The sequence below is a fragment of the Pseudomonas sp. MPB26 genome (genome assembly GCF_046605355.1).
In the GTDB taxonomy this organism is placed as follows: domain Bacteria; phylum Pseudomonadota; class Gammaproteobacteria; order Pseudomonadales; family Pseudomonadaceae; genus Aquipseudomonas; species Aquipseudomonas cedrina.
The window spans coordinates 5225300-5237766 of the sequence record NZ_CP176793.1; the positions used below are offsets into that span (position 1 = coordinate 5225300).

A 12467-nucleotide genomic window follows, 5' to 3' on the forward strand; every position below is an offset into this window, starting at 1 on the left:
AAATGTCCACCGAGAAGCGACAATGAACCCCTTCGAAGACATGCGCCTGTTCTGCCAGGTCATGGAATCCGGCAGTTTCACCGCCGCCGCCGAGCAACTGGGCCTGTCCAAGCAGTTCGTCAGCCGCCGCCTGATCCAGCTGGAAGACCGCCTGGGTGTGCGCCTGCTCAACCGCTCCACGCGGCGCCTGGATGTCACCCCGCTCGGCCAGAGTTATTACGAATCTGCCTTGCGCCTGCTCGGTGAGGTGGAGCAAGTGGAGCAGGGCATCGCCGGCCAGAACAGCGAGCCCCGCGGCACCATTCGCCTCAGCGCGCCGTTGTCGTTTGCCATGGCCCATCTGGGCTGTCTGTTGCCGTTGTTTTTACAGCGTCATCCCCAGGTGTCGGTGGAGGTCGACCTCAGTGACCGCCCCGTGGACCTGATCGGCGAAGGTTACGACCTGGTATTGCGCATCGGCACCCTGGAAGACTCCACTCTGATCGCCCGTCGTATCGCCAGCATTCCACGGGTGTACTGTGCCAGCCCCGAGTACCTGGCCCTGCGCGGCACGCCGCATAAGCCCGATGACCTGGCCGACCACGACTGCCTGCCCTACGGCCATGGCCGCCAGGTGCAATGGCGCTTCAAGGGCAAGCTTCAAGCATTGAATGTCAGTGGGCGCATGCGTGTGAACAACGGCGACCTGCTGCGCGATACCGCCATCGCCGGGTTGGGCGTGACGTACCTGCCGACCTTTATCGTCGGCGACGCCTTGAAGGATGGTCGCCTGGTCAGCGTACTGGACGAATTCGCCCCCGAAGCCCTGACCCTGTCGGCGGTGTATCCGCAGCACCGGCAAAGCTCGCGGCCGGTGCAGGCGCTGGTGGAGTTCCTGCGCGAGCGCCTGGCTAGTGGCTGTTGAAGAGCTGGCGGATCAGGTTTGGCGTACTGCCGGTCCAGCGCTTGAATGAGCGTCGAAAGTTGGCCGCATCGTTGAAGTTCAGGTACGCCGCCACTTCGTCATTGCTGTAGCCCTTGACCTGATACAGGTGCAGCGCCACCTGTTTGCGCACCCGGTCCACTTGTTGCTGGAAACCGGTGTGATGCTTGTGCAGCTTGCGCTTGAGCGTGGCCGGGCTCATGGCGAAGGCGTTGGCGGCCTGTTCCAGGCTGGGTGGCTGGCGCACATGTTCGCGCAGGTAATCGTAGAGGCAGTCGAGAAAGCTTGCGGCAAAGCCCAGTAACTCAATCTGCTCGCGGGCGTGTTGGCGCGCCACTTGGCCGGCGGTGGCCGAAGCGCCTGGCCAGGGGCGGGTGAGGTATTGGCGCGGGATGCTCAGCATGTCCAACGGCCGTTCGAAGCGCGTCTCTTCGCCCAAGTGCACCCAATACTGCTCGACGTAACGCGGCTCGGCATGGCTGAAGCTGCACCCCCACGGCAAGCGCTCGCCGCTCAGCCATTGGCTCATGGCGACCAGCGAGGTCATGCTGGCTTCCAGCAAAAAGCGCCAGTGCTCACCGGCCCCGCAACTGTCCTGCCAATACAGGTAGGCATGGTGCTCATCCAATTCCATTTGCAGCGTGACCAACGGGCTGAGCAGCACCTGCTGCTGGATCAATATCTCCAGAGCCTGGTGCAGGTTCTGCGCATGGCCCAGGGCGTGGCTGGCGGCGCCGTAATAGCCAGGCAGCAAGCGTTGGCCGAACAGAAAGCTGCTGTCGTCGGCATCTAGTAACTTGCGGCTGTTGCCGATCAGGCCGAGGAACTGTTGCGGGCTCAGTCGTGCCTGGCCGGCCAGGATATCCTCGTGGAACAGCCCGGTGCCGCGCAGCAGGCGGTGGCTATCGATGTCCCGGGACAAGGCCAGGTCGATCAGCGTGGCGGGTTGATAGTGCCCCGGAATGAAGCGGCTGTCGGCTTCGTACCAGCTGGTTTTGACGGCCATCTCAGGCGCTTTTCGCCAGCGGTTGCTTGGCCCTGGCCAGTGCCAGGTTGAGGCGTTTGAGCAGGTCGTGGGGCGGCTCGTTCAGCGCCATGACCACCGCGGTGGTGGCCGCCAATTGCAGACGTTCACCCTGTTGCCGGGTTTTATGGGCCAGGCCGCTGACCGCTTGCTGCAACTCCAGCGCGAGCTCCTTGGCGTGACGCTCGCCGGTGTTGGGCAACAGCACCACAAATCGATCACCGGCCAGGCGACACAGCAGGTCATGGCGGCGCAGGTTAAGCAATAGCAAATGGCTGAGGGCCTGCAGCACCGCGTCGCCCTCGGCATGCCCGTAGGCCTGGTTGATGGCGGCGAAGTTGTCCAAGTCCAGCGCCAGCAGCGACAGCGGCCGCTGCTGGTCCTGGCTGTCTTGCAGGCTCTCGGCCAACTGACGCTTGAGGTAATCGGCGCCGGCCAGCGGCGTGAGTTTGTCGAACAGCCGGTGCTCGCGAAACAGCCGCTCGCGCTTTTCCATCTGCGCACTGATCGCCAGTTGCTCACGGTGCCAGTGATAGATGCCGATGGTCAGCAGCACCATGCCCACCGGCATCGGCCCGGACTCCAGCCAGTGGTCCCAGGTGATGCTGTCGGGCAGGCGTATGAATTCGTCGAGGCTGTCGATCCACCAGGAGAAAAAGATGCACGACAGGCCCAGGGCCAGGTAGTTGGTGACGCGCCCGGCGGGGCGGCTCTTCAGCACCAGGCCCAGCCAGACCAGGGCGAGCAGGGCTGAGCCGCCTTCACCGAACATATCCAGCCACACCCATTCGCTGAAGCTTTTCAACTCGCCGCAGGCCAGGTGCAGGATCAGCCCGAGGTTGGCGGCGATCAGCAGCAGCGAGAGTTTCCAGCGGTGGGGTTTGAGCACGGAAAACATGGCCGCGAGTCCTTGGATGATCCAGTTGTGGCCGACAGCACAGCAGATGGATGTGACGGTTGGATGACGCTGGCGAGGGGTCGAATCAGCTCATGGCATACCTGCAATTTTCAGCCAAACACAGATTCAATGTGGGAGCTGGCTTGCCTGCGATAGCCATAGGTATCTACACAACTTTCAAAGGCTGACAAATCTCCTTGTAGTGAGCGGGCTTGTCCCGCGCTGGGCTGCGAAGCGGCCCCAAACCAGGCGGATTGGGTTTGTCTGAAACTGCGCGGTGTCTTTATTGGGGCGGCTTCGCCACCCAGCGCGGGACAAGCCCGCTCACTACAAAAATGTGTAGATACCTATGGCTATCGCAGGCAAGCCCACAGTTAATCGAGGGTCATTTCAGCTCATTTGTGTGCCATACGACCCTCGAAACCCCGGTTTACGGGCCTTCCCACCATCCCCTGTCACAGAACCGTCATCCGCCACCCCTAGCGTGCCCTCCCAGTTGCCGGGCCTCTTGCCTGGCGCGAATGGATTCTTGGGGAGGACTGCATGTACAAGCGCACCGGGCTCGTCAGCTTCACGCTTACTGCCTTGGCCCTGGCGATTGCCAGTGAGCGGCTCAACGCGGCCGAGGTGGCCAATACCGAGCACGTTGAAGTGGTCGGCCAGGCGGCTGCCATTGACCAGGCGCTCAGGGAGCAGCGCAGCGCGGACAGCATCAAGAGCGTGGTGCATGCCGACGGCGTGGCCCAGTTGCCGGATGAAAACGTCGCCGAAGCGGCGCAGCGCCTGCCCGGCATCAGTGTGGAGCGCGACCAGGGCGAAGGGCGCTTCGTCAGCGTGCGCGGCCTGGGCCCGGACCTCAACAGCGTGACCATCAACGGCACCCTCGTACCGGCCCCGGAAAGCGCGCGCCGCGCCGTGGCCCTCGACGTGCTGCCCTCGGAACTGGTGCAGTCGCTGTCGGTGATCAAGACCCTCACCCCGGACATGGACGCCAATTCCCTCGGCGGCACGGTCGATGTGCAGAGCCTGTCGGCCTTCGACCACAAGGGCTTGTTCTACACCGGTAGCACCGAAGCCAGCTACGACAAGAACAGCCGCCAGACCAGCCCGAAATTTTCCGGCGCCGCGAGCAACCGTTTCAGCCTTGGCGACGGCATCGACAACTTCGGCGTGGCCGCAGCCTTGAGCTGGCAAAAGCGTGACTTCGGCTCGGACAACGTCGAAACCGGCGGCGCGTGGGACTTCAGCAATGGCGCCAAGCTCAACGAATTCGAACAGCGCGACTACGACATCAGCCGTGAACGCGCGGGCGGCGGGCTGAACTTCGACTACAAGCCCGATGACCTCAGCAGCTATTACCTGCGCACCCTTTACAGCCGCTACACCGACACCGAGACCCGCAACTCCACCAGCATCGAGTTTGCCGAGCCGCTGGCAGCCGGTGAACTGGGCGGTGCCGAAGCCAAGCGCAAGCTGAAAAACCGTGAGGAAACCCAGGAAATCCAATCCTACGTGTTTGGCGGCGAACGCATGCTCGGCCTGTGGACCTTGAGCGGGCAGGCCGGCTACAGCCAGTCCAGCGAAGACAGCCCGGGGCACATCGCCGGTGCGACTTTCGAGGGCGGCGACTTTGCAGGCAGTGGCTTCTATGACAAGGACAAGCCACGCCCGATCATTGGCAGTGGCTTCTACGACCCCCGCAATTTCAGCCTCGACAAGGTCGACTGGGAAAAACAGCACACCCAGGATACCGAGAAGAACCTGCGCCTGGACCTGGCGCGCGACTACGACCTGAGCGGCTACGCCTCCCAGGTGAAGTTCGGCGGCAAGGTCAGCCGTCGCAACAAAGACAATGACCTGGAAGCCTGGGTCTACGAAGACTTCGACACCCTGGGGTTTAGCGCCGATCAACTCAATCTCGGCCGGTTCCAGAAGGGCAGCGTCGACTACCGCCTGGGCAACTACGGCCCAGGCATCAGCCCCAGCGGCATCAAGCAACTGATCGGCAGCCTCGACGCCGCAAACTTCTATGACCAGACCGAATCCCGGGTCAATGACTTCACCATCCGCGAAGATATCAACGCCGGCTACCTGATGAACACCCTCGATATCGACGATTGGCGCTTTATCGCCGGCCTGCGCTACGAGGGCACCGAGTTCGAAGCCAAAGGCACCGGCGCCACGGACGGCGTGTTCACCGCCACCGAAACCAAGCGCCGCTATCACCACTGGCTGCCCGGGCTGCACGCACGCTACCAGATCGACAAGAACACCCAGGTGCGTGCGGCCTGGACCAAATCCGTGGTACGCCCGACCTTCGGCCAGTTGGCGCCGGGGTTTGTGATCGACGATGACGAAGCCACCTTCGGCAACCCGGACCTCAAGCCCCTGGAGTCGAGCAACCTGGACCTGGGCATCGAACACTTCATGGGCCGCGCCGGTACCGTGTCGGCCTTCGTGTTCTACAAGGACATCCAGAACTTCGTCTATAACACCGACGTGGCCGGCACCGGGGCCTGGACCAACTTTTCCGAAGCCCACACCTACGCCAACGGCGACAGCGCCAAGCTCTACGGCCTGGAACTGGCCTACTCGCAGAAGTTCGATTGGTTGCCCGCGCCCTGGAATGGCTTGCTGGTCGGTGCCAACAGCACGTTCAGCCGCTCCAGTGCGGATATAGAAGGCTTCGATGCGGCCAGCGGCGCGAATCGCAAACGCACCATCAGCCTGCCCAACCAGTCCGACACCGTCGGCAACCTGATGCTCGGCTGGGAAGACGACAAGCTCAGCCTGAGGCTCTCTGCTAACTACAAGTCGGCCTATCTCTACGAATTGGCCTCGATCAACGACAAGGCCCACGACCTGCATGTGGATGCGCAGACGTTCGTCGATTTCAGCGCGCGCTACTCGCTGAGCAAAAACCTGCAAGTGAGCTTCGAGGCGCAGAACCTCACCGATGAGTCGTACTTCGTCTACACCGGCCATCGTAGCTACAACGGCCAGTACGAAGAGTACGGCCCCACCTACAAGGTAGGCCTGACCTTCACCCATTTTTGAACTCAACACATTCCAACTGTGGGAGCGGGCTTGCTGGCGAATGCGGAGGTTCAGCTATCAAATCTGCTGCCTGACACACCGCATTCGCGAGCAAGCCCGCTCCCACAGTAGATATTCATAGTTTCCGAAGGATTTGTACGCCAATGAAAATTTCCAAGCTGTATTGGCTGATGGCCCTGGCTTTCTGCAGCCACGTGTTCGCCGCCGATCTGCCGCTGACCCCTTGGGCCCCCAACCTGAACGCCGGGGCGGTGGCTTTCCTGCCGGGCAGCACTGATCGCCTCGCCGCCGGCATCCGCGATGGCCTGCAATGGCTGGACAGCACAGGCGCCGAACGGGCGCGACTGCCGGGCAGCTTCAGCAGCCTCGACAGCCGCGCCGCAGGCTCCCAGGTGCTGGTCGCCAGCCTCGACAACAATCGCCAGCAAGCGCTGCTGGTCAGCCTCGATCCATCGACCAACACCTTTGGCACACCGCTGTACCTGCCCGTCCGCGATTACCCGGTCAACGGCCTGTGCCTGTACCGTGACGGCGCGGCCAACCTGTTTGTGTTTCTGGTAGGCGAGGAGGGCAAGGGCGAACAATGGCTGGTCGGCAACGCCGCGACCCTGTTGAGCGAGCCGCAACGGGTACGTGGTGTGCCGCTGCCGCCCTCGGCGCAGTTCTGCCAGGTGGATGACGCGACGAACCAGTTGCTGGTCAATGAACAAAACGTCGGCTGGTGGGCCTACCCGGCGCACCCGGAGGCCGAGGCAAAACGCACCCCCGTGGCGCTGTTCGACAACCCCAAGCGCGAAGCCGGCGCCATGGCGCTGGTGCCGGGCGGGGTGGTGGCGCTTGATCCGAAAACCGCTCGATTGCACCTGTTCCAGCACACCGGCGAGCGGTGGGTCGAACACGCCAGCCTGACGCTGCCGGGCCTCAAGGAGCCCGAGCAACTGGCTATCAACGGCCAGCAGTTGCTGATGCGTGACGACGACACCGGCAGGCTTTACCAGGGCACCCTCAACTGGCAGGCCAAGCCCGTGACGGCCGAAGCGCTGCTGCCGGAAGTCGCCGCTGTGCGCCAAACCGATCCGGTTGGCCGCCAGGGCGATGCGGCGGATGACCCGGCAATCTGGATTCACCCCGAACAGCCGAACAAAAGCCGCGTACTCGGTACCAACAAGAAGCAGGGCCTGCTGGCTTACGACCTGGACGGCAAGCTGCTGCAGGAACTGGCGGTCGGTCGCCTGAACAACGTCGACGTGCGCCCCAACTTCAAGCTCGGCCAGCAGACGGTGGACCTGGCCGTGGCGAGCAACCGCGATCGCAACAGCCTGAGCCTGTTCAGCATCGACCGGCAAAGCGGCGAGTTGCGCGAGGCCGGTGAAGTGCCAACGCCGCTCAAGGAAATCTACGGCATCTGCCTGTTCCAGCCCGCCAGCGGTGAGCTCTACGCGATTGCCAACGGCAAGAATGGCACCTTCCTGCAATACCGCTTGAGCGCGCCGGATGGCCGTGTGCGCGGCGAGTTGGTGCGCCGGTTCAAGGTCGACAGCCAACCTGAAGGCTGCGTCGCCGACGACCAGCGCCAGCGCCTGTTCCTGGGTGAAGAAGACGTCGGCGTCTGGGCGGTGGATGCGCGCGCCGACCAGCCGGCCACGCTTACCAGCGTGATCAAGGTCGGCCCGCAACTGCATGCGGACGTCGAAGGTCTGGCGCTGTACCAGAGCACTGCGCACGACTACCTGGTGATCTCCAGCCAAGGCAATGACAGCTACCTGGTGCTGGATGCCGAACCACCGTTCGCCTCCCACGGTGCCTTTCGCGTCGGCCTGAATGCCGCCGCCGGGATCGACGGCGCGTCGCAAACCGATGGCCTGGAAGTCACCGCCCTCAACCTCGGCGGCCCCTGGGGCAAAGGCCTGCTGGTGGTACAGGACGGGCGCAAGCGCATGCCCGAGCAAACCCAGAACTTCAAGTTCGTGCCGTGGGCCGAGGTGACCCGCGCGCTGAAGTTGCCGTGAACCGTCATCACCCGGTCATTACTTTTTAATCACTGCACGTTAAAACGCAGAGGAGGCATCAACCATGCACGCGACAATGGAACATATGACGATCTGGGGCCTGATCAGTGACGCCAGCCTGTTGGTCAAGGCGGTGATGGTCACTTTGTTGTTGGCATCCTTGCTCAGTTGGTACCTGATTATCCAGCGCGGCAGTGTGCTGCGGCGTCTGGAGCGCCAGTTGAATGGCTTTGTGCAGCGCTTTCGCGCCGCCCCCGACTTGCAGGCGCTGTACCGCGAAACCGTGCAGGCGGGCGAGGGTGGCATTGCGCCGATTTTCATCGCGGGGGTGCAGGAATATCAACACCTGCACAGCCACGATCCGGCGGTGCTGGAAGGTGTGGAGCGGGCCTTGCAGGTCGCGATCACCGAACAGGAAATCGAGCTGGAAAAGGGCCTGCAATTTCTCGCCACGGTGGGCTCGGTCAGCCCCTATATCGGTTTGTTCGGCACGGTATGGGGGATCATGAATTCCTTTATTGGCTTGTCCCAGGTGCAACAGGCCACGCTGTCGACGGTCGCGCCAGGCATCGCCGAAGCCCTGATCGCCACGGCGATCGGCTTGTTTGCAGCCATTCCAGCGGTGATCGCCTATAACCGCTTTGCGGCGCGCAGCCAGACTTTGCTCACCCGTTACTACGCCTTCGGCAACGAACTGCAGGTGCGCCTGCATCGCGCCCTGAGCGGCACGCCGATCAACCTGGCCGCGGCCGCCTGAACTGGAGCGAACCCATGTTAGTAAGGCCGCAACGCAAGCACGGGCCCAAGGCCGAAATGAACGTGGTGCCGTACATCGACGTGATGCTGGTGCTGCTGGTGATCTTTATGGTCACCGCGCCGATGCTCACCCAGGGCGTAAAGATCGAACTGCCTAAAGTGGCCGCCGAGGCGCTGGCCACCGACACTCGCCAGCAGATCCTTACGTTGTCGGTGAAGGCCGACGGGGGGTATTACTGGAACCTCGGCGGTGAACTCGATACCCGGCACCAGACCGACAGCGCCGTGACCCTCGACGAAATGGGCGCCAAGGTCATGCAGGTGGTGGCGGCGCGCAGTGACACCCAGGTGTATATCCGCGCCGACGAAAACGCCGGCTACGGTCGCGTGGTCGCGGCCATGGCGGTGTTGCAGAAGGGCGGTGTGAGCAACCTGGGGCTGGTGACCGAGGCAGTGCAATGACGGCGATGATCATGCACGGCCCGGCACTGGCGATGGCGCCCCGGGCGACGTCCGGGTTGTGCAGGAACAGCGTGGCGGCGGGCCTGGCGGTGATGCTGCATGTGGGCGTGCTGGCGGCCCTGATGGTGGAGTGGTCGACGGAAAAACCGCAGGTGCAAGTGCCAAAGGTGATGCATACCCAATTGGTGATGCTGCCGCCGGCTCCAGCTCCAGCGCCTGAACCGGTGGCGGTCGGGCCAACCCCGGAGCCCGTCGCCGTTCCTGCCCCCGTGAAGCCCACTGTCGACCCGCAGATCCAGGCGCAAAAACTCCAGAAAGCCGCGTTGGCGCGCAAGCGGGTCGAGCAGAAGAAGGTCGAACAGCAGGAAAGGTTAGCCAGCGAACAGCAAAATCGCGAGCTGGAGCAACAACGCCAGGCCCGGGAACGCCTCGCCGCCGAGCGCGCACGTCCCGCTCCCGCGGCGGCCGCCCCTGCATTCGACAGCCGCCAATACCAGCCCTTGAGCAAACAAGCGCCGGACTACCCCGAGCGTGCGCTGGACAAGAACATTGAAGGCGACTGTTCGGTGGAGTACACCGTCAACACCCAGGGCCGCGTGGAAAACCCCAAGGTGCTGGAGGGCTGTCACCCCCTGTTCATGAGACCTTCACTGGCGGCGGCAAACACCTTTCGCTACCAGCCAAGAATGGTCGATGGCAAGCCCGTTCCGGTGCCGGCGGTGCGCAATACTTTCCACTACCGCATTAAATGAACTGCCTTTACCGGCACCAAACCCTGTGGGAGAGGCCTTACTCACCGCGGTCAAAAGCTGGGAGCTGGTTTGCCTGCGATAGCCATAAGGTATCTACACATCTTTGTTTTGATCGTTCCCACGCTCCGCGTGGTAATGCATCCCGTGACGCTCTGCGTCACCCTGCGCCAACGTCGGGACGCAGAGCATCCCAGGCGGCATTCCCACGCGGAGCGTGGGAACGATCAAGGCGAAAAAAAACCGGCTGATCAGGCCGGTTTGGGGGTCCCGCAAGCTGCGCGGGGTTAAGCGTTGTTACCTTGCAGACGATCAGCACCACCTTCGGCCAAGCCCCGTTCCTGCAAACGATCAGCACCACCTTCGGCCAGACCCCGCTCCTGCAGACGGTCAGCACCGCCTTCGGCTACACGACGTTCCAGCAGGCGGTCGGCACCACTCTCTGCCACACGACTTTCAATCAGGCGATCCGAACCACCTTCAGCGACAACCGGGTGAGCGAATGCGTTTGCAGCAAGTACCGAGAAAGCAAGGCTAAGCAAGATTTGGCGTTTCATGAGGGTGTGCTCCGAGTGTTTAAGTTGGGGTGTCTCTGGTATGGGTTTGATGTTACGCGTTGCAGTTTTTAAGAGAACTTCATTGGGCTGATGGTGACTATCGACGCGAGCGATAGCCCGTTTTCGCGGGCTATCGCAAGGCCGGTCATGGCATCTGCGGCCGTTCATGCGGACGCAGGTCGAATACCAGCACCTCGGCGTCTTCGCCCTGGCTCAGGCGGATCTGGCGCTCATCGCGCACGCGGGCGCCGTCGCCTTCCTGCAAGCGCTGCCCGTTGACTTCAACGCTGCCACGGGCCACATGGATGTACACATGGCGATCCGGCGGCAGGTCCAGGGTCGCGGCTTCGCCGGCATTGAACAGCCCGGCATACACCCGCGCGTCCTGGCGCACGCTGAGGGAACCGTCGTGGCCGTCCGGCGAGATGATCAGTTGCAAGCGCCCACGTTTCTGCGCTTCGCTGAAGTGCTCCTGCTGATAGCGCGGCTCGGCGCCGGCCACGGCGGGCACGATCCAGATCTGCAGGAAGTGCACGCCACGGGTCTGGCTGTGGTTGAATTCGCTGTGGGCCACGCCACTGCCGGCGCTCATCAGTTGCACATCGCCGGGGCGGATCACCGAGCCGGTGCCCAGGGTGTCCTTGTGCTCCAGTGCGCCTTCGAGCACATAGGAGAAAATCTCCATGTCGCGGTGAGGGTGCTGGCCAAAGCCTTTGCCCGCCGCGACGCGGTCATCGTTGATCACCAGCAGGTCGGAGAAACCCTGTTCATCCGGGTTCCAGTAGTTGGCGAACGAGAAGGTGTGGAACGACTTCAACCAGCCGTGATTGGCGGCGCCGCGTTCGGAAGCTCTGCGAAGGGTCAGCATGGTCTTGTCCTCAAAGGGGAGCGGCTGCGACATGCAGGGCTCCGGCGTTGAGAAGAAGATTAATGGTTGCTGGCTAATTCATTAAGAAGATGGAATCTGAATAACTGTCTCATTGCAGTTGACAGTAAGCAGCGTGGCATAATGGCCGCCGCACTCCCTCTGATGGATATACCCGATATGAAAACCGTGGCCATGGCGCTGTTTCCGGACTTCCTCCTGCTCGACATGGCCGGGCCGCTCGAAGTCTTTTCGATCGCCAATCGCTATCTGCCGGCGGCGGCGCATTATCAGATCCTCACCATCGGCACAGAGGCTGGACCCTTGCGCGCGTCCAATGGCGTGCTGGTCCACACTGACGTGCTGCTCGACCAGGCCCAGGACCCCTATGACCTGCTGCTGGTCCCCGGCGGTCCCGGCGCCTATAACGAATGCCACCCCGCCTTGTTGCCCTGGCTCAACGCGGCGGCTCCACGGTCCCGGCGCTTCGGTTCGATCTGCACCGGGGCCTTTGTGCTGGGGCATGCCGGCCTGCTGGACAATCATCGGGTGACCACGCACTGGCACTACACTGATCGGCTGATCAAGGCCTTTCCCAAGGCGATCGTTGAAACCGACCGCATCTACTTGCAGGACGGGCGATTGATCACCTCGGGCGGTGTAACCGCCGGCATCGACCTGGCGCTGTCGGTGGTTGCCCAGGATCACGGCAAACAGGTTGCCGTCGAAGTGGCCAAAGTGTTGCTGGTGGTGATGAAACGTCAGGGCGGCCAGGCCCAGTTCAGCCCGCTGACGGCGGCGGTCGCTCCCCAGGAAACCGCGATCACCCGGGTGCAGAACCATGTGCTGGAGCACCTGGACCAACCCTTTACCATCGAATCCATGGCGGCGCTGGCCGGCATGAGCGCGCGCCATTTTGCGCGGCTGTTCGCCAAGGATGTGCAGATGACGCCGATGGCTTTCCTGCAAGGCGCGCGCATCGACCGCGCCCGGCAGTTGCTGGAAACCACCGACCTGCCGCTTAAGACCGTGGCTTTCCACGCAGGCTTCGGCAGCGTGCGGCATATGCGCTTTTTATTCAGCGAAAAACTGGGGCTGAACCCGACCCAATACCGACAGCAGTTCAGTTAACGACAGAATGTCCGTCACGTACACCCGATTGTCCGTA

Annotated in this window: 11 protein-coding genes; 7 read left to right on the forward strand and 4 right to left on the reverse strand. The window is 62.7% G+C overall.

Features of this window, described 5'->3' with window-relative positions:
* Nucleotides 1-22 precede the first annotated feature (22 nt).
* On the forward strand, nucleotides 23-904 hold the full coding sequence (locus tag ACLH0H_RS23900) for a LysR family transcriptional regulator (RefSeq protein WP_076952556.1): 882 nt from the start codon (nucleotides 23-25) through the stop codon (nucleotides 902-904).
* Here ACLH0H_RS23900 and ACLH0H_RS23905 read toward each other — a convergent pair.
* Together ACLH0H_RS23905 and ACLH0H_RS23910 are read right to left on the reverse strand one after the other, a co-directional pair.
* Nucleotides 891-1928, reverse strand: a complete 1038-nt coding sequence (locus ACLH0H_RS23905) for an AraC family transcriptional regulator ligand-binding domain-containing protein (protein ID WP_411379907.1) — start codon at nucleotides 1926-1928, stop codon at nucleotides 891-893. The genes ACLH0H_RS23900 and ACLH0H_RS23905 overlap by 14 nt on opposite strands.
* A 1-nt stretch (nucleotide 1929) precedes the next feature.
* Nucleotides 1930-2844, reverse strand: coding sequence for a GGDEF domain-containing protein (locus ACLH0H_RS23910; protein WP_411379908.1), 915 nt, complete (start codon nucleotides 2842-2844; stop codon nucleotides 1930-1932).
* A gap of 543 nt (nucleotides 2845-3387) precedes the next feature.
* Between ACLH0H_RS23910 and ACLH0H_RS23915 the strand changes: the two genes are divergently transcribed.
* The 5 genes from ACLH0H_RS23915 (at nucleotide 3388) to ACLH0H_RS23935 (ending at nucleotide 9880) form a co-directional block, all read left to right on the forward strand.
* Nucleotides 3388-5901, forward strand: coding sequence for a TonB-dependent receptor (locus tag ACLH0H_RS23915; RefSeq protein WP_411379909.1), 2514 nt, complete (start codon nucleotides 3388-3390; stop codon nucleotides 5899-5901).
* A 143-nt stretch (nucleotides 5902-6044) separates the two neighbouring features.
* Entirely contained in the window at nucleotides 6045-7910 is a 1866-nt protein-coding gene (locus ACLH0H_RS23920; RefSeq protein ID WP_411379910.1) for a phytase, read from the forward strand.
* 64 nt (nucleotides 7911-7974) lie between these two features.
* Nucleotides 7975-8667 carry a protein TolQ gene (tolQ, locus tag ACLH0H_RS23925; RefSeq protein ID WP_076952551.1) on the forward strand — a complete coding sequence of 231 codons (693 nt, stop codon included), beginning with the start codon at nucleotides 7975-7977 and terminating at the stop codon, nucleotides 8665-8667.
* Nucleotides 8668-8681: 14 nt separating this feature from the next.
* Nucleotides 8682-9128, forward strand: coding sequence for a protein TolR (gene tolR, locus ACLH0H_RS23930; RefSeq protein ID WP_411379911.1), 447 nt, complete (start codon nucleotides 8682-8684; stop codon nucleotides 9126-9128).
* Complete coding sequence (locus ACLH0H_RS23935) at nucleotides 9125-9880, forward strand: TonB family protein (RefSeq protein ID WP_411379912.1); 756 nt, start codon at nucleotides 9125-9127, stop codon at nucleotides 9878-9880. The genes tolR and ACLH0H_RS23935 overlap by 4 nt, the downstream gene beginning before the upstream one ends.
* Nucleotides 9881-10164: 284 nt before the next feature.
* Here ACLH0H_RS23935 and ACLH0H_RS23940 read toward each other — a convergent pair whose 3' ends face one another.
* Nucleotides 10165-10434, reverse strand: a complete 270-nt coding sequence (locus ACLH0H_RS23940; RefSeq protein ID WP_411379913.1) for a hypothetical protein — start codon at nucleotides 10432-10434, stop codon at nucleotides 10165-10167.
* Nucleotides 10435-10579: 145 nt separating this feature from the next.
* Entirely contained in the window at nucleotides 10580-11302 is a 723-nt protein-coding gene (locus tag ACLH0H_RS23945; RefSeq protein ID WP_411382456.1) for a pirin family protein, read from the reverse strand.
* A gap of 177 nt (nucleotides 11303-11479) precedes the next feature.
* Here ACLH0H_RS23945 and ACLH0H_RS23950 point away from each other — a divergent pair, with 177 nt between their 5' ends.
* Nucleotides 11480-12430 carry a GlxA family transcriptional regulator gene (locus ACLH0H_RS23950; protein ID WP_411379914.1) on the forward strand — a complete coding sequence of 317 codons (951 nt, stop codon included), beginning with the start codon at nucleotides 11480-11482 and terminating at the stop codon, nucleotides 12428-12430.
* Nucleotides 12431-12467 lie beyond the last annotated feature (37 nt).

What these genes read in the sequence shown, in the direction of transcription:
- ACLH0H_RS23935 (WP_411379912.1), top strand. Translation starts at nt 9,125, where the DNA reads ATGACGGCGATGATCATGCACGGCCCGGCACTGGCGATGGCGCCCCGG.
- ACLH0H_RS23915 (WP_411379909.1), top strand. Translation starts at nt 3,388, where the DNA reads ATGTACAAGCGCACCGGGCTCGTCAGCTTCACGCTTACTGCCTTGGCC.
- tolQ (WP_076952551.1), top strand. Translation starts at nt 7,975, where the DNA reads ATGCACGCGACAATGGAACATATGACGATCTGGGGCCTGATCAGTGAC.
- ACLH0H_RS23910 (WP_411379908.1), bottom strand. Translation starts at nt 2,844, where the DNA reads ATGTTTTCCGTGCTCAAACCCCACCGCTGGAAACTCTCGCTGCTGCTG.
- ACLH0H_RS23920 (WP_411379910.1), top strand. Translation starts at nt 6,045, where the DNA reads ATGAAAATTTCCAAGCTGTATTGGCTGATGGCCCTGGCTTTCTGCAGC.
- ACLH0H_RS23950 (WP_411379914.1), top strand. Translation starts at nt 11,480, where the DNA reads ATGAAAACCGTGGCCATGGCGCTGTTTCCGGACTTCCTCCTGCTCGAC.
- ACLH0H_RS23940 (WP_411379913.1), bottom strand. Translation starts at nt 10,434, where the DNA reads ATGAAACGCCAAATCTTGCTTAGCCTTGCTTTCTCGGTACTTGCTGCA.
- tolR (WP_411379911.1), top strand. Translation starts at nt 8,682, where the DNA reads ATGTTAGTAAGGCCGCAACGCAAGCACGGGCCCAAGGCCGAAATGAAC.
- ACLH0H_RS23945 (WP_411382456.1), bottom strand. Translation starts at nt 11,302, where the DNA reads ATGCTGACCCTTCGCAGAGCTTCCGAACGCGGCGCCGCCAATCACGGC.
- ACLH0H_RS23905 (WP_411379907.1), bottom strand. Translation starts at nt 1,928, where the DNA reads ATGGCCGTCAAAACCAGCTGGTACGAAGCCGACAGCCGCTTCATTCCG.
- ACLH0H_RS23900 (WP_076952556.1), top strand. Translation starts at nt 23, where the DNA reads ATGAACCCCTTCGAAGACATGCGCCTGTTCTGCCAGGTCATGGAATCC.